Below are 19,924 nucleotides of genomic sequence, written 5' to 3' on the forward strand. Positions count from 1 at the left end.
ATATAAAAATTGACATAGGCATTCTTGATTTCTGTTTTATTTAATTATTTTATAGGGTACTCCATTAAAACCAGCATTAATCATATTTTCTGGAGTAGAAAAGAAATCGTTAATAGAAGGATTTGCTTCTGTTAATAACTTATTTTGGAATTCTACTAAATTAGCACTTTGATAGTTAAAACCAGTTGTGAAATAAAATTCACGTGGAATGAATGGATCCTGATTAGAGTCATACATCATATCCATATTATTTTTACTAATTTTTTCATTTATCGGCCATTGTCTATTTGGGAAAAGTTCTTGGGCGCGAAGAAACACCTCATTAAACCATGAATCAAATAACTGATCTTCTTCTGATATATATCGAGCTAATGTAAGCAGTCGAGTTACATTTCCATAAAGTGTAGGACATGTTTCAATATAGTTAAAACGTGCGTCGCTTAATAAATCATGAGTAGCCCAAAGCGGTGGTTCTATGTTGTCTTTTATAACATCCTCATATGATTCAATACTGCGCCATTTATATAGGTAATATTTATTAATCCTAACCAATGTGCATCATTTTAGTGCCTGATGTAATGGTACAGCGCTTTTTATTGTTAAACGCTTTAATTATAGTGAACATAACTATGAAGGTACTACTCTATTGATGAAATATTCAGTAGTGAAGTAGTTTATTCTCCTTGTATCTTTTCCTGATTACGACACACTTCGCTAAAACGTATGCGGTTTAGATTCCCAAACCCATGTAGCTTTTTTTAACGACTAATTCTCTTATTATGTGAGCGTAGTATATTCCAGGTACTTTTTATTATTGTCATCAAACAAACACTCACCAACAATACGCGCAACCTTTTTCCGTTGATTACTTGTCTTACTATAAACTTGTTCCTCAATTTTTTGTGCTTCCTCCGAGCTTAATTTCAATTGACTTATTTCATCAATACTAATTACATATAAATCATCAAGTTCTGAGAATTTTGAAAAAATCTGTTCTTCGAGTATATCAAATTCTATCATGTTTTGAATTTTACCAATAATACCTTGAATTTGCTTGTCATCTGATAACTTATAAATTTCATATAATCTTTTTAGTATCTGCATTGAATTTTCTTTTATATCTTTTGCAGTAGCCTTGTCCATACTTAACCATCCGTTCTCTTATGTTTAATCTATTTATTATAAGTGTTAATAAGATTGAAACTACATTCACAAAAAATAGTTGTTTTAAATTTAGCTTTATTCTATCATAATTATAATAATAAATATATTCTTTACTTGCAAAAATCAATGCACTGACAGATTTAAATTGGTCATCATGTTTGAAAAACAGTACATATCTATTAATCATTCTGACCAAGTATTTAATACTCAGCCTCTATGCTAAAATTAGTAGCTGGCACTTTCTTTTTTTGAACTTCTTGTAATATATTCTCAGCTTTCTGTTCATAAGAATGATTTTAATACTTATACTCAATCTTGGCATATTCTCTCCGCAGTCTTATATAATAAAAAACAAAAATCTATCGTTAAGCTTACTACAAAAACAACAAAATCTGACCGTCAAATTAAAGTAGACAATTTAACGCACTATTTATTAAAACCATTAATTGATAATTCTACATCTGATTATATATTTAAGTATTCAGAAGATTTATCACGTGCAGAACATTACGTAAGTCGTTTTAAGAAATATTGTAAGTTAGCAGGTGTCAAAACAATTCGTTTTCATGATTTAAGGCACTCTCATGCATCTCTTTTAATTGCCTCAGGAGAAGACCGATTTACTGTATCTAAACGCCTAGGTCATTCATCGACGACCTTCACAGAAACTATTTATGGACACCTCTTTCCTGATAAGCAAAACTCGATTACGTCTTTACTTGAAGAGACTTTTAAAAAGGGCTTTAAAAAAAGTGTGCAATTTTGTGCAATTAATCCTGAAAAAGACAGTAAATCAGAACAAAAAAAAGACACCAAGAACGTTAAATTCGTTGGTATCACTATGTTTATCCCTTAACGTCCTGAGAGGGATTCGAACCCCCGACCGACGGCTTAGAAGGCCGTTGCTCTATCCAGCTGAGCTATCAGGACAAATGGCACTGTTTTTTCAACAGCCAAATACCATTTTATGTTTAAATTGCTTGTTTGTCAATGGTTTTCTTTAAGTTATTACATTTTTTCTCTTTTGAGTGTCTTTTGACCTAGTTATGCTTTATTAAAGGGAAAATTTGGGTCAAATCAGTTAATTCATTATCGTCACGGTCCATGAAGCGAACTTTGATTCCTTCTGGTGTGGAGTCAATAAGCGCGTATGTTTTGATACGAATGCGACCTCTTGGTAAAGAAATGCTGCCAGGATTTAAAATGATGGTGTCATCTAGCATATCAACACCTAGTTCATGAGAATGACCAAAGAATGCAAAATCAGCATTTAATTCACGAGCTCGATATCGTAAGTTCATAAGTGTCATCTTGATGTTGTAAAGATGGCCATGTGTGGTTAATATACGATAGCCATCCACTTCCCCTACCCAATCATTTGGAAAGCCTCCGCCAAAGTCACAGTTACCTCTAACAGTATGAAATCCCTGAATCGCTGGATCATCAGCTTCTAATTCAGAATCCCCACAATGAATCATAGCATCAACAGTATTTTCGTATTTTTCTTTAAGATGGATTAAGCAGTCACGTTCTGAGTGGCTGTCGCTAACTACTAATAATTTCATTTTATTTCCTCCCCCTAGTATTCTGTTACTTATTCTCTCACTTTTTAGTAACTTTTTCTACAACTTCTGTTAAATCTTTTTCTAGCTGTTTAATGGCATTAGCTCGGTGGCTGATTTCGTTCTTTTTCTCTGCTGGTATTTCTGCCATTGTTAGACCAAATTCGGGTAAGAAAAATAATGGATCATAACCGAAGCCATTCGTTCCGCATAGTTGTTCTGCGATAATTCCTTCCACTTCCCCTGTATAAAAAGACGTTTTCTCAGAAGGTGTAGCTACAGCAAGTGTGCAGTGGAAACGAGCAGTTCTTTTTGCTGATTCAACGCCTTCTAAATTTTTGAGTAGTTTTTCGTTATTTTTGGCATCATCATGAGCAACACCAGCATAGCGTGCCGAATAGACGCCAGGAGCTCCGTCAAGCGCGTCTACGATTAATCCGGAATCATCGGCAATAACGGTTTGATTTAGTAAGCTAGCAACCGTTTCGGCCTTCAGCGCGGCATTTTCGGCAAAGGTTGTACCTGTTTCTTCAATTTCACCAATTTCTGGAAAATCAAGAAGGGTAGCAACTTCTATATTAAACTTCGCAAAGATTTTTTCGAATTCTTTTGCTTTTCCTTTATTTGCGGTGGCAATAATAATTTTACTCATTTTTTATTCTCCTTTAATCCGCGCTGTGATTTTGTCTCCGAGTGTTTCTTTTTGGATTTCAATTAGTTCGCTTATTCCTTTTTTGCCTAGAGCGATTAGTTCAGCAAGTTCGGCTTCTGAAAAAGTAGCTTCTTCACCTGTTCCTTGGAGTTCTACAAAAGCGCCGCTACCAGTCATGATAATATTCATATCTACTTGCGCTGCGCTGTCTTCTACGTAGTTAAGGTCAAGTACTGTTCCGCCTTCTTCTAAAACACCTACACTAGTTGCTGCTAGGAAATCTTTGACAGGAAATTTAGCAAATGGTATTGCTTCGTCTAGTTTGGAGATTGCCATAACCATTGCGATGAATGCACCCGTAATAGAAGCTGTACGTGTGCCCCCGTCTGCTTGGATAACGTCGCAATCAAGCCAGATAGTTCTTTCACCAAGTGCATCTAAATCAACAACGGCACGGAGCGCACGTCCAATTAAACGCTGAATTTCCATTGTTCTTCCGGTAACCTTCCCTTTAGAAGATTCGCGGATATTACGTGTATTCGTTGCTCGTGGTAACATAGAGTATTCAGCAGATATCCAGCCGCGACCTTCCCCGCGCATAAATGGTGGAACTTTTGCTTCTACACTTGCAGAACAGATAACTTTTGTATTTCCTGATGCGATTAAAACAGAACCTTCTGGATGCATTAAGTAATCAGGTGTTACTTCGATTTCTCGTAATGCATTTTTTTCTCTTCCATCAAATCTCATTAGTGACACCTCTTATTTTCCTAATTTTATATGTTCTACTACCATATCTGGCATATTTAACCAGTCTTTTGCAATATCTTTGAAAATTTGTGTAGACCCTGTGGTGAAAAAGCGATGTTCAATTTCTTCGTCAGTTGCATCTAATAGATTATGATAATCCAGTAAAGCACTGACTTCGCTTGCTGTCTCTTCTCCGGAATTAATGACGGAAACGCCATCTCCCATAAAGTTTTCAATAATTGGTTTTAATAGTGGGTAATGTGTACATCCCAAAATCACCGTATCAATCTTGGTGCTTTTCAGTGGTAAGAGTGACTCGGCTACGACTTTTTTGGCAATGGCGCTTTTATACTCGCCAGATTCTACAACAGAGACAAATTTTGGACATGCAAGTGAATCTACTTCTACTCGGCGATTTAAGCCTTTTAGAGCCGTCGGATAGGCCATACTTTCGACTGTCCCAATCGTTCCTAAGACGCCAATTTTGTTGTTTTTTGTTGCTTTGAGTGCTGCTCTTGAGCCAGGTTGAATAACGCCGATAACTGGAATATCCAGTTTTTCACGTATGTCATATAGCGCTGCCGCTGTAGCAGTATTACATGCAATAACGAGCATTTTGATGCCACGGTCTACTAGAAAATTGGTCATTTCCCAAGTAAACTGAGCTACTTCTTCTTTGTCGCGTGGTCCATAAGGGCAACGTGCGGTATCACCTAAATAATATACTTGTTCATGGGGTAGCTGCTTTAGTACTTCACGCACTACTGTCAAACCGCCTACTCCCGAATCAATAAAGCCAATAGCTTGTTTCACAGTCTCGCCTCAATTTCTTTATTAATTTCCAATTTTTTTATCTATACCTTCCATTTTCTTATTTTTTCCGTTTTTTCGCAAGTCTTTTTTATGAAAAAAGCTTTTTTATAGAAATTTATTTATTGTGCTTTCCATTTTAGGATGATTTTGGTTATAATGGTGTATGAAAGTGGGGTATCCGAAATGACAGAAAATGAACAGAATGACCACGAGGAAAACTTACTCGTCTCAAGCTTTGGTTTAGATTTATTACGAAATTATTTAATTCCCGAAATTCTTGGTGATGAAGCACCTCATATTATGTACTGGGCTGGGAAAGATTTAGCACGTAAATTCCCGCTTGAATCTCTGCATGAAGTAGCTGTTTTTTTTGAAAAAGCTTCATGGGGAAAAATTAGTATTATAAAGGAAAAAAAAGATGAGTTGCGTATACTTTTAGAAGGTGACATGGTAGATTCGCGATTCCGTATACAAGAAAATCCTACTTTTAAACTAGAAGCTGGTTTTATCGCCGAGCAATTACAAGCACAGAAAAAGCTCTATACGGAAAGTTATGATGAAATAGATAAGCGTAAAAAACAAGTGACGATTATCGTTAAATGGGACCGTAAAGAAACGATTGATAACGAGGAACGTTACTAAAAAGATAAGCTTACAACAACAAAGAGAAAATTTACTTTGGTGTTGTAAGCTTATTTTATTTATCTAGCTCAAATTGGTCATGTAAAACTTGTGCCGATTCAACCATTTTACGCGCTGATACGACAGTGGAGACTTTGATTTCGGATGTGCTAATCATTTTTATGGGGATATTATTTTCTGTTAGCGCTTCAAACATTGTGGCAGCTACACCAGGATTACTTACCATTCCAGAGCCAACAATGGACACCTTTGCTAAATCTTGTTCTGATTCTAGTTTTTCGATTTGAAGCAATTCTTTGCTTTCTTCTAAAACTGCCAGTGTCGCTAAGAGTGCGCTTGTTTTGATAGTGAAGGATAGATTGCCGTGACCTAGTCCAGTAATTCCTTGAATAATAATATCTACATCAATATTATTTTCTGCTAATTTTGTAAAGACTTTGGACACACGCATTGCTTCTTTTTGTTTCCAGTGGATAGTTACACGAGTGATTTGGTCTTCAAAAGCGATTCCACGGACTACTTTGGTATTTTCCATTGTTAGATCCTCCTCAATCATTGTTCCTGGTACTTGTTCGTGACTCGCTCTGACTTCAAGCGGAATTCGGAAGTTTTTGGCATATTCAACCGAGCGGGGATGTAAAACGCCGGCACCAAGATTAGCTAATTCTAACATTTCATCATAGGTGATTTGTTCTAGCTTTTGGGCTTTTTTCACGTAACGAGGATCGGTTGTAAATACACCCACTACATCCGTGCAAATCGCGCATTTTTCAGCTTTCAGAGCGGATGCGATAGCAACTGCAGTTGTATCGGAGCCTCCCCGACCTAGCGTAGTAATTTCACCATCTGTTGTGAAGCCTTGGAATCCAGCTACAACGACAATTTGTCCCGCATCAAGTGCAGATTCAATACGAGCGCTATCAATATCGGCAATTCTCGCATTACTATGTACGGCTTCTGTTTCAATTCCCGCTTGCCATCCTGTATACGAAATAGCGTCGTGCCCTTTTTCTTTTAAAGCCATCGCAAGTAAAGAAATGGTAATTTGTTCGCCAGTAGAAAGTAGCATATCCATTTCGCGTTTATCTGGAGCCTCGCTAATTTCTTCAGCCATTGCGACTAATTTGTCAGTTGATTTCCCCATTGCGGAAACGACAACGATGACTTTATTCCCTTGTTTTTTTTCATAAATGGCTTGTTCTGCTGTTTTCCCGATTTTATCCACGGTGCTCACAGAGGTTCCACCAAATTTTAATACGACTAGTCCCAATCTCGTTCCCTCCTGTCTTGTTAGTTCTTTTTTATCAATGTTTATATTTTAGCGCATTTATGTGATGAAGGGAAGTTTATTATGTGGAAAAGCTATTTTATCTGAGAGGTTCGTTCAGTTGTTTATCTATTTCTACGCAATAAACGCCAATAACATCAAAATCATTGGCGTTTATTAATAGTGTAGAAAATCATTTTTGTTCAGTATTTTTTGCTTTTTCATTGAATGCTGTGATGTGTTTATGCACTTCTTCAGCAACATTTAGTGGGACACCTGCTTCTTTAATTTCTTCAATAGACGCTTCTTTTAATTTTTTCATGGAGCCGAAGTGTTTAAGTAATTTTTTCTTACGTCCGGGTCCTACTCCTGGAATGCCGTCAAGAATGGATTGGAAGCCAGTTTTGCTACGGAGTTGTCGGTGAAAAGTAATGGCAAAACGATGGACTTCATCTTGCATGCGTTGTAGTAAATAGAATTCTTGGCTGTTTCTTTCGAGTGGAACAATTTCTAGTGGATCGCCAAATAATAGTTGACTGGTGCGGTGTTTGTCATCCTTTGCAAGACCAGCTACTGGAATATCTAAGCCAAGTTCATTTGTTAGGACATCTTTGGCGCTATCAATTTGTCCTTTACCACCATCAATTAATATTAAATCAGGCATTGGTAATGCTTCTTTAAGTACCCTCCAGTAACGACGTCGGATAACTTCTCGCATTGTTGCGTAATCATCTGGTCCTTCCACGGTTTTAATTTTGTATTTACGATAATCATTTTTACTTGGTTTTCCGTCGAGAAATGTGACCATCGCGGAAACTGGGTCTGTACCGTGAATATTGGAGTTGTCAAATGCTTCCACCCGCGATGGTGTTGGAATCCCCATTGCTTCACCAAGTCGCTCTACTGCACCAACTGTACGTTCTTCATTACGTTCAAGTAGCATAAATTTCTCGTTTAGCGCGATTTTGGCATTTTTATAAGCAAGTTTTACGAGCTCTTTTTTATTTCCGCGCTGTGGTACGATAATTTTTGTGTCGGGAACGACGGCTTGAACGGCTTCGCTATCGACATCATCTGGTAAATAAATTTCTTTAGGTGGAATATGGTTTGCTTTTTGATAAAACTGGCCAATAAATGTGAGGAAATCTTCATCAGCATCATTGTAAAATGGAAATTGAGAAACATCGCGCTCAATCAGTTTTCCTTGGCGAATGAAAAATACTTGGACGCACATCCAGCCTTTATCAATGGCGTAACCAAAGACATCGCGGTCGACGAAATCGTTCATCGTCATTTTTTGTTTTTCCATTGTTGTTTCGATTGCATTAATCTGGTCACGGAATTCACCGGCTTTTTCGAACTCCATATTTTCTGCCGCTTCTTGCATTTTTTTCATTAAATCATTTTTAACGGTTTTATAGCCGCCATTTAAGAAGGCTACGATTTCATCTTGCATTTCTTTATACTTACTTGCTTCCACGTCAAATACACACGGGGCAAGGCATTGTCCAAGATGATAATATAAACACACTTTATTTGGTAATGTACTGCATTTACGAAGTGGATAAAGTCGGTCTAAAATACGTTTTACTTCATTTGCAGCATAGACATTTGGATAAGGACCGAAATATTTCCCTTTGTCTTTCTTTACTTGACGGGTAATAATCAGGCGCGGATGTCGTTCATTCGTAATTTTAATAAACGGATAAGTTTTGTCATCTTTTAAGCGAATATTAAAACGTGGGTCGTGTTTTTTAATTAAATTGATTTCTAGTAGTAATGCTTCTACGTTGGATGATGTTACGATATATTCAAAGTCCACAATTTCTTGAACTAAGCGCTGCGTTTTACTGTCGTGTGTTCCTGAAAAATACGAACGGACACGATTTTTTAACACTTTTGCTTTTCCGACATAAATGATAGTTCCTTGTCTATCTTTCATCAAATAACAACCAGGTTGGTCCGGCAGAAGCGCTAGTTTATTTTGGATATGTTCAGAAGACATTTTATCAACTCCAGTTACACATTTAAAAAGAAGCCTAGAATGTTTGTTCTAAGCTTCTTTCATTTTAGCATAATTTTAAACGTATTTGTTGATGACTTCATCCAGTTCTTCTTTTGGACGGTAGCCGATAATTGTTTCTACTACTTCGCCATCTTTTTTAATAAGAAGTGTTGGAATGCTCATAACACCAAAGCTTCCAGGTGTTTCTGGGTTTTCATCTACGTCCATTTTGACGATTTTAAGTGCTTCGCCGCGTTCTTCTTGTATTTCTTCTAAAACTGGAGCCACCATGCGGCAAGGACCACACCATGTTGCCCAGAAATCTGTTAATACTAAACCTTCATTAGTTTCTTGTTCAAATGTTGCATCTGTAATTTCTTTTACCATGATTTAATTCACTCCTTATGACTTTTGTACACACAGTATAGCATTTACGCCAATTTGGAGCCATGTTTTTGCTCAGTTGTTTACTTGAACTCAACGATTGTTACACCGTTCCCGCCTTCTGCTGCGGCTCCGAAGCGAATCGATTTGACCATGCGATGATTTTTTAGATATTCTGTGACGCCGGTTCTAAGGGCACCAGTTCCTTTACCATGAATAATTGCTACTTGAGGATATCCTGCGAGTAGTGCTTCATCCAAGTATTTGTCGACTTTTTGCAAAGCATCTTCGTAACGTTCGCCGCGCAAATCGAGCTCGCTTTTTGCTGGAGAGCCGCCGCTATGAACCGATGTAATGATTCGTTGTTTTTTTGGTTTCTCTGGTTGAATGTATTCTAAGTCAGTGGTTTTGATTTTCATTTTGATGATGCCGATTTGGACGTTCCATTCTTTATCGCTAATTTTGTTTAAAAGTGTGCCTTTTTGGCCGAGCGATAGTACACGAACATTGTCTCCTTCTTGGAATACGTGTGGCTTTTGTTTTGGTGCTTGTGGAATAGTTTTATTTATTGTTTTTGGTTTAGTTTTTCCAAGTCTTGTTTTAGCATCGATTAGTTCATGTTCTTTGATTCCCGCCGCCCCGTTTAATTGCATTGCGCGCAGTTCATGGATAATTTCTTCGGCTTCTGTTTCGGCTTTTTCTACGATTCCAGCAGCTTTTTCGTTTGCTTGTTCGAGTAATTTATCTTTTTGTTGATAGTAATTGGTAATTTCTTTTTGTAAATCTTTTAAAAGAGCATCGGCACCGCGAGCTAGTTCGCGCGCTTCTTCATATTCTCTTTCTGCTAGATTTCGTTTTTCTTCTAGACTTGATATCATGTCATTTAAGTCTGCACTTTCAGTATCAACGAGGCTTCTTGCTTCTGTGATGATACTTTCACTTAAACCAAGGCGGCGTGAAATATCAAATGCGTTACTTCGTCCAGGTACGCCAATGAGTAGTTTGTATGTTGGACTGAGTGTTTCAACATTAAATTCAACGGAAGCATTTGTCGCATGTGCTCGGTTATATCCATAAGCTTTTAGTTCAGGATAGTGAGTCGTTGCCACCACACTTGCACCTTTTTTATGACTCGCATCAAGAATGGCAATGGCGAGTGCTGCTCCTTCTTGAGGATCCGTTCCTGCACCAAGCTCATCATATAAAATAAGTGATTTATGATTTACTTTTTCTAAAATGGAAACAATGTTTGTCATATGGGATGAAAAAGTACTTAAGCTTTGTTCGATAGATTGTTCATCGCCAATATCAGCAAATACGTTTTCAAAAACAGCGATAGTCGAATCTTCTTGCGCTGGGATTTGTAAGCCTGATTGTGCCATCAAGGTTAATAAGCCTAATGTTTTTAACGTAATTGTTTTACCACCTGTATTTGGACCAGTAATAACAATCGTACTAAAATCCTCACCTAAATAAATGTCATTAGCAACAACTTTCTCAGCCTCTAAAAGCGGATGTCTGGCTGCTATTAAATGGACGATTCCTGTATCGCTCAAATGCGGCGTTACAGCTTTCACAGCTTTCCCGAATCGAGCTTTTGCGAGAATGAAATCAAATCGACCTAAAATAAAGGTATTATGATGAATCTCATTAATCCAGCCAGCTAATGAAGCAGAAATTTCAGCTAAGATTCGTTCGATTTCTTGTTTTTCTTTCGCTTGAAGGGCTTTGCGTTCGTTATTTAGATCAACCACGCTTTGTGGCTCAATGAAAAGCGTTTGACCGGATGCAGATTGGTCATGAACGATACCGCCATAATGTCCTTTATATTCTTGTTTCACGGGGATAACATAGCGATCATTTCGAATCGTAATAACCGCATCACTTAGCATTTTTGAAGCGTTGCGATCGCGTAAATAAGATTCTAGCTTTTCACGCACCCGGTCCTCTGTCCGGCGCAAAGTACGACGAATCGAGCTAAGGGCTTCACTAGCTGTATCTAATATTTTCCAGCTTTCATCTATTGAAATGGCAATATCTTCCTCTACATCTTTTAATACTAAAAGTTCATCAGAAAGTGCGCCGAGTAAAGGTATTTCGACCCCAATTTCTAGTAAGTCGTTCATAAAGTTTTTCATTTGACGGCTTACACGCAAGTTACTACCAATTTGGTAGATTTCTAGCCCGTTTAAATCGCCCCCAATCTCTAGACGTTTTAAATGTGCAAAAACATCTGTTAGACCAGTGATTGGCGCACTTCCCCGTAAGCGAATAATTTTGGCTCCTTCTTCTGTTTCAAGTTGTGCTTTTTGTACCACTTGAAAATCTGTAGCTGGAGCAAGTTCGTAAATCGCTTGCTCCCCTAGTGAAGAAGAAGCAAATTCAGCAAGTTGTTTTTTTATTTTATCAAATTCTAAAATGGCTTCTACTTTTTTTTCCATTTGTCATCCTTCTTTTTAAAAGTTATTTATTCTGTAAAAATTGTTTGAATTCTGCGGCTGATTTCGTATTCAGGATTGCAGATTTATCTAGCCAAGCTTTCGTTGCTGCACGGACTCCAATCGACATAAAATCAAGATGTTTCGTGTCGTGTGCATCCGTATTAATTGCAATTGGAACTCCCGCCGCGTGAGCCATTTCTAAATGCTCGCGGTTTAAATCAAGACGCTGTGGATTGGCATTTAATTCTAAGGCAGTTCCTGTATTTTTCGCTAAATTGATTAGTTCTTTCATATTAACATGATATGGCTTTCTTTTCACGACAATTCTACCTGTTGGATGCGCAATTAGGCGCACATATGGATTTTCACAGGCTGTTTTTAGTCGTTTCATAATCTCTTCTTCTGATTGTTGAAAACTGGAATGAATCGATGCGATAACAAAATCCAGCTGTTTCAATGTTTCATCATCAAAGTCCAGTGAGCCATCCGCTAAAATATCCATTTCAACACCTGAATAAACATCAATTTCCGGATAATTAGCAGCTACTTTTTTGATTTCCGCCTGTTGCTCAAGTAATCTTTTCTCATCCAGACCATTGGCTACTCGCAAAAATTTTCCATGATCGGTAATAACCATATATTCATACCCTTTTGCAATACAAGCTTCAATCATTTCTGGAATCGCATAAGCCCCATCTGACCAAGTGGTATGCATGTGTAAGTCACCCCGGATATCACTTAACTCAAGGAATCTTGTATCCTTCGTCACGCGCTCAATTTCTGTGCCATCTCGGCGAACTTCAGGTGGTAGAAACGGGATCTTAAAATGTTCAAAAAACGTTTTTTCCGATTCAAAGTGACAAACACTGCCATCTTCTTGTTCCACACCATATTCGCTTATTTTTTCATTTGATTGTTTGGCTAATTGACGCATTTTGATATTATGATCTTTAGAGCCAGTAAAATGGTGCAGTGTCGTTGCGAAAGCTTTCTTTTCTACTAAACGGAAATCTACTGAGATAGTAATTTTATCTTCTAATACAGCTGATACTTTTGTTTCACCAGCTCCAATAACGTCCGTAATTAATGGAAATGCAAGTAAAGCTTTTTGTACATCTTCTGGCTTTTCAGTAGCAATAACGTAATCTAAATCTTTCACCGTTTCCCGTAATCTTCGTAAACTGCCTGCTTGAGCAAAAGTTTCGATTGGAGCAATATCCGCAAGATAAGCTTCTACTTTTTGAATGATTGGTAAAACATCATTTAGCGGATATCTATCAGGACGCTCACCCATTTCGAGCACTGCTTCAACCATTTTTTCAGCAGACTTTTTGCCAAAACCTTTTAATGCTTCAATATGACCGTTTTCTGCTTCTTGGAGTAGTGTATCTTTATCCACCACACCAAGCTCATGATAAAGACGTGATAATTTCTTACCGCCAAGCCCTGGCACATCTAAAAGTGGGACGAGGCCAGCAGGTACTTCTTTTTTTAACTCCTCAAGTTCTGGACATTTCCCGTTATCTAAATAACGTTGAATAATTTCGCCTGTTGTTTTCCCAATCCCACTTATCTTCGTAAAATCATCTATTTCAGAAAGGCTTCTGCTATCTAACTCAATTGCTTGCGCGGCTTTTCGGAAAGCAGATATTTTAAAGCTGTTTTCTCCTTTTAATTCCATATAAGTGGCAATTTCTTCAAGTAAACGAATAATCTCTTTTTTATTGGTAGCCATCTTTTTTCCTCCTTTTACATCATTAAAAAATACCAGAGAAATCCTATCCAAAATTGGCTAAGAGTATACATCTGGTATCGAATGTTTCTTTTATTTTGGCAGAATGTCTGTCATCCAGTCATAAAATTGTTCAGACAATATTGGCGTGTTTTCAAGTATCCACTGGGCAACCGTCGAACTATCGATGAGGTTTTCAGACCAATTCGCCGGATAAATTGCCATGATGAACAAGACAACAAAAATAATTAAGTACGATTTAATAACACCAAAAACAGCTGCTAATAATCCATTAATTTGGCGTAAGACTGGTATTTTAGTCAAGCCACCAACAAGGGAAGCGAGCATATGCACAACAATGATAGCGACAATAAAAATAATCGCAAATCCAAGTACGTTGTAATAAGCTGTTTCTGTTCGTAATTCTTGTAAAATAATAGATAACCCATCTGCAGTATCACTACCTGGATAAGGAATAAATGTTAAATGTGGCGCTAAATCTTCGTAATACGTATACGAGATAAAAAATGCCAAAATATAACCTAATAATAAGATAAGTTGTTTGATAAGGCCTGTTCTAAATCCTGCAAAAAAGCCGCAAACAAGTAAAATTAAAATAATCGCATTTAAAATCATTAATCTCTTCCTTTAATTCGAGCCAGTTCTTGCTCCAACTCTAGATATTTTTGTTCTAGTTTTAAATAATCGTGTGTCGCATTCACAGCTGTCAGTACAGCGAGCCTACCACTATCTAGTGCGTGATTTTGGGAGCCGATTTCGTGCATTTTTTCATCGACCTCGCGAGCTACTTTTCGTAAGTGGTCTGTTGTTTCTACGCCAACAATCGTATATTCTCTACCGTAAATTGTTGTCACTACTTTATTTCTATCATTTGCCACGTAAATTCCTCCTCGCCCAAATTCATTTAGGCCGCTACTTGTCATAATCTTATCACGAAAAAGCTGGAAAGAAAAGAGTCAACCACCTGTTTAGCTGATATTCAGTCTTTCGTCGTAGTATGTTACAATAGAGCTTTGAAAGGATGATGCCTTATCGCAAATACAGTTATCTTAGTCGACCAACCAACACTTGAAAAAATGAAACAAACATATCTCCCTTTTTCTACTCCAAAACTACCACCAGGAGCTGTTTTTGCTGCAAAAAAACCTGGTGTCTCCATCACTGGCTATAAATCGCGCAAAGTGATGTTTCAAGGGGTGAACGGGGAAGCTGAAGCAAAAAAATGGGTAGCAACTCTTCCAGAATCAAAAGCAAAAGCGCCCTCTGTCTCTAAAGGGATTCTTCCGGCAAACTTCGCATCAAAAAATGTCATTGGTTCAGATGAAGTCGGCACTGGCGATTTTTTTGGACCGATTACGGTTTGTGCCGCATACGTGGACGCGGAAATGATGCCACTTTTAAAAGAACTAGGCGTAAAAGATTCTAAAGCGATGAAAGATCCAGAAATTTGTCGCATTGCCGAGAAAATCATGCTACTTGTTCCACATAGTGTGCTACTTTGCCCTAATCCTAAATACAACGAACTCCAAAAAAGGGGCATGAACCAAGGACAAATGAAAGCTTTATTACATAATCGCGCCATTGAAAACGTCTTGAAAAAGCTTGCTCCAGTTAAACCAGAAGCGATTTTAATTGATCAATTTGCTGAAAAAAATACGTATTACCGTTATTTAGCAAAAGAACCAAGTATTATTCGAGAAGATGTGTTTTTTGCGACAAAAGCAGAAGGGTTACATCTTTCCGTAGCTGCTGCTTCGATTATTGCTCGTTATAAATTTGTGCAAGCTTTTGATGCGATGTCAAAAGAAGTTGGCATCTCGCTTCCAAAAGGTGCAGGACCTCATGTGGATGCTGTTGCAGCGGAAATCATCGAACGATTTGGTTTGGAAACATTAGCTAAATATACAAAACAACATTTCGCAAATACAGAGAAAGCACTAAAAATGGTTTATAAGTAAAAAACATCTCGTCAATTAATGGCGAGATGTTTTTATTTATATAGAAGGAATTTGCCAATCGATTGGTTTTACACCATTTTGTTCTAAGAATTGATTCGTCTTAGAAAAATGTTTGCATCCCATAAAACCGCGCGATGCTGAAAGTGGGCTTGGATGAACGGATGTAAACGCAGTATGTTTCGGGTTTGTTAGTAATTGCACCTTTTCTTTCGCATTGCTTCCCCATAGTAAAAAGACTACTGGTTCTTCTTTTTGATTAATGATTTCAATAATGCGGTTCGTTAGTATTTCCCAGCCTTGTCCCCGGTGTGAGTTAGCTTGACCAGCGCGTACAGTTAGAACCGTATTTAATAGTAGTACTCCTTGATCTGCCCACGATATCAAATAACCATTATTTGGAATCTCACAATTCAAGTCATTATGTAATTCTAAATAAATATTTTGCAGTGATGGTGGAATCTGTACTCCTTGTTGAACGGAAAATGAGAGACCGTGTGCTTGACCTGGTCCGTGATATGGGTCTTGTCCGAGAATTACCACTTTGACATCTTTATAGGCTGTATGCTTTAATGCATTGAAAATATCGTACATGTCTGGAAATATTTTTTTCGATTGGTATTCTTTTTTTAAGAACTGGCGAAGGGTTAAATAATATGGTTGGTTAAACTCATTTTTTAGTAACTCATCCCAGTCATTTCCGAGTTTTATCATGGTTCCTTCCTCCTTCATTTATCTATCTACACTTATCTTAGCAAATTAATTTTTGAAATCAAACTAAAAACCGCACCCCTTTAAAAAGGAATGCGGTTTATTTTGTTATTTTTTCGGTGGTACGTTTTCTTGATGGTCACCTTTTCTTGTAATAAATGGCCACCAGTTGCCTCGTCCGAATAGTTTAACCATTACCGGAACGAAGAGCGGTAAAATAACGACGGCATAAAGTACTAATCCGATTAGAACAACAGTCGCTATTTCCAACAAAGAAAGTACGCCAGCTGGCATCATTGCAGCGAATGTTCCACCGAGAATAATGACTGCTGAGAAGATAACACCACCCATATTTTTCATGGCTTTTATCATTCTATCACGTACAGAGAGTCCGTTGTATTCGTTAAATCTCGACATCAAGAATATCGAATAATCAATACCGAGTGCAACGAGTACTACAAATCCGAAGAACGGCGTTGCCCACGTTAGACCACTGTATCCGAGAATTCGCATAAAGATAATTTCTGCGAACCCAAGTGCAGCAAAGTACGTTAATACTAGTGATGCAATTAGATAAATTGGCATGACTAGAGAACGTAGCACAATAACAAGCGTGACAAAAACACTCGCTAGAACGATAACAAGAACTAAATGATAGTCAGCAGTTGACATATCTCTTGTATCGTAATTGGCACTCGTCATTCCACCAATACCAATTTTCGCATTTTCTAGTTTGGTTCCTTTCATACTGGCTGCTAGTTGTTCATTAATGTCATCAATCGAATCCATCGCTTCATTGGAATATGGATTTTTAGTTAAAATCACATTAATTGTTGCCAGTTTTCCATCAGAAGAGATGTACTGGTCTAATACTTTTTGGAAGTCAGCATTTTTTAGTAGCGCATCTGGTACATAAATTCCGGAACTTGCATAGGGAACTTTTGACCAATCTTCAATAAGTCCGTTCGCTGTGTTTAGACCGCTTTCTACTTTGCCTAATCCATCTGCCCCGGAGGTTAGACCATCTGTTAATTGACCCATTTGACCGTTAATGCCTGCAAAGCCATCTTTTAGAGCACCTTGTCCAGCGGCGATTTGAGTTAGAGCATTAGATATTTCCGGCATTTTGGAAACCACTTGTCCTTGACCGTCTGCGGCTTGATTTAAACCTTTTTCTAATTGATCTAGTCCTGTTTCGATTTGGCCAAGTCCTGTACTAAAAGCGCTAAGTCCGTTCGAGATTTGCTTGGACTGTGCATTTAATTGATTCATTGCGGTTGCTAGTTGCTGAATACCTTGATTTAGTTCTTTCATTTTTGCTTGAAGTGCTGCCATTTGTTGTCCGGCAGTTGTTTTCAATTCATTTCCAGCTGTTTCTAAGCCTTGAATATCTGCGGCTAGTTTTTGGAATCGAGGATCATTTCTCACTTCTGGATGAGCTGCTGCAAATGCTTGAAAAGATTCCCCGATTTTTTTAAACTGCGCCTCTAGTCTGGAAGTATCAATTGCTTGGGAGTTCGGGTTTTCAAATCCTTTTAATTGGTCTGCTACGTTTTGTAAGTTTTTCTGAATTTCAGCGTAACCTGCTTGGATTTGCGCTTCCCCATTTTGTAACGTAGCTAGTTGTGATTTGGCTGTTGCTACGCCTTGTTTTAAGTCGCTAGCTCCAGTTGCTCCGCTTTCAATTCCTATTTGGATTTGTGCAAGCGCTGTTTGTAATTGGTCAATTCCTTCTTGTGTTGCAACAGTGCCTTTTTGTAAGTCGTTTACTCCTGAGACGGCTTTATCAAGGGCTGGCTCGGATTTTTTGAGTTCTGAACTTGCTGAATCTAAGCCTTTTTTCACTTCCCCTACGCCATCAGTTGCTTGGCCTACGCCGTCGTTTACTTGTCCAGCTTGGTTTTTAATGTAAATATCATCTACTCGTTTTCCGGCTGGACGTGAAGCGCTCATAACCATATCAATGCCTTTTAGATGTGATAAATCATCGGAAATTTTTTCAATTTGCGCGATGTATTCGGTTGTACGCATGTTATCATCATTTTCGATAAAAACTTGTGTAGGCGCTACTTGCCCTGCTCCAAAACTATCTGAAACAATTTCAAAACCTTTTTTGGAAGGATATTTGTCACTAATTTCATCTAGTGAGTTGAATGATTCTGTTCCTGTATGAAGTAAAATTGGCGGCAACGTAATCGCGGCAACGATTAATAAAGCAATCCACGGTCTAGCAAAAGTGAATTTACCAGCGGCGCCCCAAACTTTATTTTCCTTATGGCTAATATTTTTATTTAATGGCCAAAATAAATGGGTTCCGAGCGTGCTCATAAAGAATGGTACAAGCGTGTATAGTGCGGCAAGTAAAATGATAATTCCAACGCCGACTGCCACTGCGGATCGATATAAATCAAATTGAACAAAATAAAGGGAAGTAAATGCAACAAGAACCGCTACACCGCTATAAATAACTGTTTTCCCAGCTGTACGATATGTGGCATGAACAGCTTCTCGCGGATCAAGTCCTGCTCCCATTTCTTCTTTAAATCGACTCATTAAGAGAATACAATAATCAGTCCCAATGCCGAACATAATACAAACCATAAATATTTGCGTGTATGTGGAAACTGGAAAATTAAATAGATCTATTAAGAATGCTACAGTACTTTGTGCGACAAGATAACTTATTCCTACTGTTAAAAGTGGAATAAACGGAGCAACTGCAGATCTAAAAACAAGGAATAATACAACTAGTATAAAGACAACTGTGATGCCTTCTGTTTTATGTAAACCGTCTTCTGAACCTTGAACGACGTCTTCTTGAATTAGTTTATTTCCTGTTAAGTAAGTATCAACGCCTTTAACATTCATTTTTTTATCTAGAGCGTTTCGAATACTTTTAACAGAGGCATCTGCATCATCTACAGTTAAACTTGCTACCATCGTTTTACCATCTTTTGATAAGAATTTATCTTTAAGTTCTGGTTGGTTAAAACTTGATACCACGTTGGTTACATGAAGTTCATCTTTATTTTTGTCAATAGAATCTAGTGATTTTTTAATATTGTTTAGCTCTGTTCCAGTTAACTTATGGTCAGCTGTATAAACAGCAATATAAGCTGAACCTTTATCATCTGGATTATGTTTCTTTTGCATTTCCGTTGCTAGTGATGACGGATAGCCATCAGGCAGCTTTAATTCGCCTTTTTCGCGTACAAGATCTGCCATGGGTGGTGCAATAAACATTAATACGACTGCTGCTGCAAGCCAAAATGCTAAAATAGCCCAGCGGAGTTTCATAATCCATTTCATGCCAAATCTCTCCTTTTATTTTTAGGCTCGACAACCGACTTGGTAATTTTTTGAAACAACTCAAAAAATTGTTCGCTGTCTTTTTCCCCTAGTATTTCGAGCCATTCGTTTACGAGTAACTCTAATTGTTTTTCACACTCTTCGTAAACGCTATTCCCTTTTTCTGAGATAGTTAAAACTACGGCACGTTTATCTTGCTGGTTTCGTTCTCGTCTAATGTAGCCCTTTTCTTCTAGTTTTTTCAGCTTAGGTGTAATAGCACTCTTATTTACTGCTAAAGTGGCTGCCAGTTCTGTTGCACTAATACCATCATAGGTAGCAATCTCGCGCAATACAAAAAACTGCTCAATGGAAAGGTCAACAGTACTTGCGGAAATTTCCGAAATAGCTTGATGTATTTGATTCATCGCAAATATATATGTTTGTTGGTAGCTTTTTATCAGTTGTTTTACTTTTTGTCTTTCCAAATAAAGTTCACCCCTTTAACTATTTTTTAGTTTAAGCTTTATTTATTTT

The 19,924-nt window shown here is 37.7% G+C and carries 20 protein-coding genes and 1 tRNA gene; 3 read left to right on the forward strand and 18 right to left on the reverse strand.

The genetic code is table 11. The features are described from left to right. Positions 1-36: 36 nt before the first annotated feature. The 3 genes from HCB45_RS11150 to HCB45_RS15470 form a co-directional block, all read right to left on the reverse strand. Positions 37-552, reverse strand: coding sequence for a hypothetical protein (locus HCB45_RS11150; RefSeq protein ID WP_185619905.1), 516 nt, complete (start codon positions 550-552; stop codon positions 37-39). A gap of 225 nt (positions 553-777) precedes the next feature. Then, positions 778-1,143, reverse strand: coding sequence for a hypothetical protein (locus HCB45_RS11155; RefSeq protein WP_185619906.1), 366 nt, complete (start codon positions 1,141-1,143; stop codon positions 778-780). Then, positions 1,079-1,351: an IS3 family transposase gene (locus HCB45_RS15470; RefSeq protein WP_221771198.1), complete on the reverse strand. Its 273-nt coding sequence runs from the start codon at positions 1,349-1,351 to the stop codon at positions 1,079-1,081. The genes HCB45_RS11155 and HCB45_RS15470 overlap by 65 nt, the downstream gene beginning before the upstream one ends. A gap of 174 nt (positions 1,352-1,525) precedes the next feature. Between HCB45_RS15470 and HCB45_RS15475 the strand changes: the two genes are divergently transcribed. After that, positions 1,526-2,020 carry a site-specific integrase gene (locus tag HCB45_RS15475; RefSeq protein ID WP_376740640.1) on the forward strand — a complete coding sequence of 165 codons (495 nt, stop codon included), beginning with the start codon at positions 1,526-1,528 and terminating at the stop codon, positions 2,018-2,020. Here the strand turns inward: HCB45_RS15475 and HCB45_RS11170 are convergent. From HCB45_RS11170 to racE, 5 genes are all read right to left on the reverse strand, one after another. Next, a tRNA-Arg gene (locus HCB45_RS11170) sits at positions 2,021-2,094 on the reverse strand. It lies immediately after the preceding gene. A 110-nt stretch (positions 2,095-2,204) separates the two neighbouring features. Next, a complete protein-coding gene (locus tag HCB45_RS11175) occupies positions 2,205-2,729 on the reverse strand; it encodes a metallophosphoesterase (RefSeq protein ID WP_185619908.1) in 525 nt (174 codons plus the stop codon). A gap of 37 nt (positions 2,730-2,766) precedes the next feature. Then, the gene (locus HCB45_RS11180) at positions 2,767-3,378 is read right to left on the reverse strand and encodes an XTP/dITP diphosphatase (RefSeq protein WP_185318571.1); all 612 of its coding nucleotides are present in this window, start codon (positions 3,376-3,378) and stop codon (positions 2,767-2,769) included. A gap of 3 nt (positions 3,379-3,381) precedes the next feature. Beyond that, positions 3,382-4,128 (reverse strand): ribonuclease PH, encoded by a 747-nt coding sequence (rph, locus tag HCB45_RS11185; protein WP_185318570.1) that lies wholly within the window; start codon positions 4,126-4,128, stop codon positions 3,382-3,384. A gap of 12 nt (positions 4,129-4,140) precedes the next feature. Further along, positions 4,141-4,941 (reverse strand): glutamate racemase, encoded by an 801-nt coding sequence (racE, locus tag HCB45_RS11190; RefSeq protein ID WP_185619910.1) that lies wholly within the window; start codon positions 4,939-4,941, stop codon positions 4,141-4,143. A gap of 147 nt (positions 4,942-5,088) precedes the next feature. Between racE and HCB45_RS11195 the strand changes: the two genes are divergently transcribed. Continuing rightward, the gene (locus HCB45_RS11195; protein ID WP_185319010.1) at positions 5,089-5,583 is read left to right on the forward strand and encodes a YslB family protein; all 495 of its coding nucleotides are present in this window, start codon (positions 5,089-5,091) and stop codon (positions 5,581-5,583) included. Between the two features lie 55 nt (positions 5,584-5,638). On the opposite strand, the gene HCB45_RS11200 is transcribed toward HCB45_RS11195, so the two are convergent. From HCB45_RS11200 to zapA, 7 genes are all read right to left on the reverse strand, one after another. Further along, positions 5,639-6,853, reverse strand: a complete 1,215-nt coding sequence (locus HCB45_RS11200; protein WP_185619912.1) for an aspartate kinase — start codon at positions 6,851-6,853, stop codon at positions 5,639-5,641. A 190-nt stretch (positions 6,854-7,043) separates the two neighbouring features. Continuing rightward, positions 7,044-8,855 (reverse strand): excinuclease ABC subunit UvrC, encoded by a 1,812-nt coding sequence (gene uvrC, locus HCB45_RS11205; protein ID WP_185318567.1) that lies wholly within the window; start codon positions 8,853-8,855, stop codon positions 7,044-7,046. A gap of 75 nt (positions 8,856-8,930) precedes the next feature. After that, positions 8,931-9,242: a thioredoxin gene (gene trxA, locus HCB45_RS11210; RefSeq protein ID WP_185318566.1), complete on the reverse strand. Its 312-nt coding sequence runs from the start codon at positions 9,240-9,242 to the stop codon at positions 8,931-8,933. Positions 9,243-9,322: 80 nt separating this feature from the next. Continuing rightward, complete coding sequence (locus HCB45_RS11215) at positions 9,323-11,680, reverse strand: endonuclease MutS2 (RefSeq protein WP_185619914.1); 2,358 nt, start codon at positions 11,678-11,680, stop codon at positions 9,323-9,325. Positions 11,681-11,702: 22 nt separating this feature from the next. Next, positions 11,703-13,415: a DNA polymerase/3'-5' exonuclease PolX gene (polX, locus tag HCB45_RS11220; RefSeq protein ID WP_185619916.1), complete on the reverse strand. Its 1,713-nt coding sequence runs from the start codon at positions 13,413-13,415 to the stop codon at positions 11,703-11,705. Between the two features lie 90 nt (positions 13,416-13,505). Continuing rightward, a complete protein-coding gene (locus tag HCB45_RS11225; protein WP_185318563.1) occupies positions 13,506-14,048 on the reverse strand; it encodes a CvpA family protein in 543 nt (180 codons plus the stop codon). After that, the gene (gene zapA / locus HCB45_RS11230) at positions 14,048-14,311 is read right to left on the reverse strand and encodes a cell division protein ZapA (protein WP_185318562.1); all 264 of its coding nucleotides are present in this window, start codon (positions 14,309-14,311) and stop codon (positions 14,048-14,050) included. Before zapA ends, HCB45_RS11225 begins: the two co-directional genes overlap by 1 nt. A gap of 153 nt (positions 14,312-14,464) precedes the next feature. On the opposite strand from zapA, the gene rnhC reads away from it, so the two are divergent. Beyond that, on the forward strand, positions 14,465-15,391 hold the full coding sequence (gene rnhC / locus HCB45_RS11235; RefSeq protein ID WP_185619992.1) for a ribonuclease HIII: 927 nt from the start codon (positions 14,465-14,467) through the stop codon (positions 15,389-15,391). 36 nt (positions 15,392-15,427) lie between these two features. Here rnhC and HCB45_RS11240 read toward each other — a convergent pair whose 3' ends face one another. The 3 genes from HCB45_RS11240 to HCB45_RS11250 all read right to left on the reverse strand — a co-directional run bounded on the left by HCB45_RS11240 (position 15,428) and on the right by HCB45_RS11250 (position 19,875). Next, on the reverse strand, positions 15,428-16,102 hold the full coding sequence (locus HCB45_RS11240) for a uracil-DNA glycosylase (RefSeq protein ID WP_185619918.1): 675 nt from the start codon (positions 16,100-16,102) through the stop codon (positions 15,428-15,430). 105 nt (positions 16,103-16,207) lie between these two features. Next, a complete protein-coding gene (locus HCB45_RS11245) occupies positions 16,208-19,408 on the reverse strand; it encodes an MMPL family transporter (protein ID WP_185619920.1) in 3,201 nt (1,066 codons plus the stop codon). Then, positions 19,405-19,875, reverse strand: a complete 471-nt coding sequence (locus HCB45_RS11250; RefSeq protein ID WP_185318559.1) for a MarR family winged helix-turn-helix transcriptional regulator — start codon at positions 19,873-19,875, stop codon at positions 19,405-19,407. The genes HCB45_RS11245 and HCB45_RS11250 overlap by 4 nt, the downstream gene beginning before the upstream one ends. Between the last annotated feature and the right edge of the window lie 49 nt (positions 19,876-19,924).

This window comes from Listeria farberi (assembly GCF_014229245.1).
Taxonomy (GTDB): Bacteria; Bacillota; Bacilli; order Lactobacillales; family Listeriaceae; genus Listeria; species Listeria farberi.

Bases quoted from the DNA above. Each gene is read 5' to 3' on its own strand.
- HCB45_RS11240 (WP_185619918.1), bottom strand. From the start codon at position 16,102: ATGATAAAACTCGGAAATGACTGGGATGAGTTACTAAAAAATGAGTTT.
- rph (WP_185318570.1), bottom strand. From the start codon at position 4,128: ATGAGATTTGATGGAAGAGAAAAAAATGCATTACGAGAAATCGAAGTA.
- HCB45_RS15470 (WP_221771198.1), bottom strand. From the start codon at position 1,351: ATGATTAATAGATATGTACTGTTTTTCAAACATGATGACCAATTTAAA.
- HCB45_RS11175 (WP_185619908.1), bottom strand. From the start codon at position 2,729: ATGAAATTATTAGTAGTTAGCGACAGCCACTCAGAACGTGACTGCTTA.
- HCB45_RS11225 (WP_185318563.1), bottom strand. From the start codon at position 14,048: ATGATTTTAAATGCGATTATTTTAATTTTACTTGTTTGCGGCTTTTTT.
- trxA (WP_185318566.1), bottom strand. From the start codon at position 9,242: ATGGTAAAAGAAATTACAGATGCAACATTTGAACAAGAAACTAATGAA.
- HCB45_RS11215 (WP_185619914.1), bottom strand. From the start codon at position 11,680: ATGGAAAAAAAAGTAGAAGCCATTTTAGAATTTGATAAAATAAAAAAA.
- HCB45_RS11155 (WP_185619906.1), bottom strand. From the start codon at position 1,143: ATGGACAAGGCTACTGCAAAAGATATAAAAGAAAATTCAATGCAGATA.
- HCB45_RS11180 (WP_185318571.1), bottom strand. From the start codon at position 3,378: ATGAGTAAAATTATTATTGCCACCGCAAATAAAGGAAAAGCAAAAGAA.
- uvrC (WP_185318567.1), bottom strand. From the start codon at position 8,855: ATGTCTTCTGAACATATCCAAAATAAACTAGCGCTTCTGCCGGACCAA.
- polX (WP_185619916.1), bottom strand. From the start codon at position 13,415: ATGGCTACCAATAAAAAAGAGATTATTCGTTTACTTGAAGAAATTGCC.
- HCB45_RS11245 (WP_185619920.1), bottom strand. From the start codon at position 19,408: ATGAAATGGATTATGAAACTCCGCTGGGCTATTTTAGCATTTTGGCTT.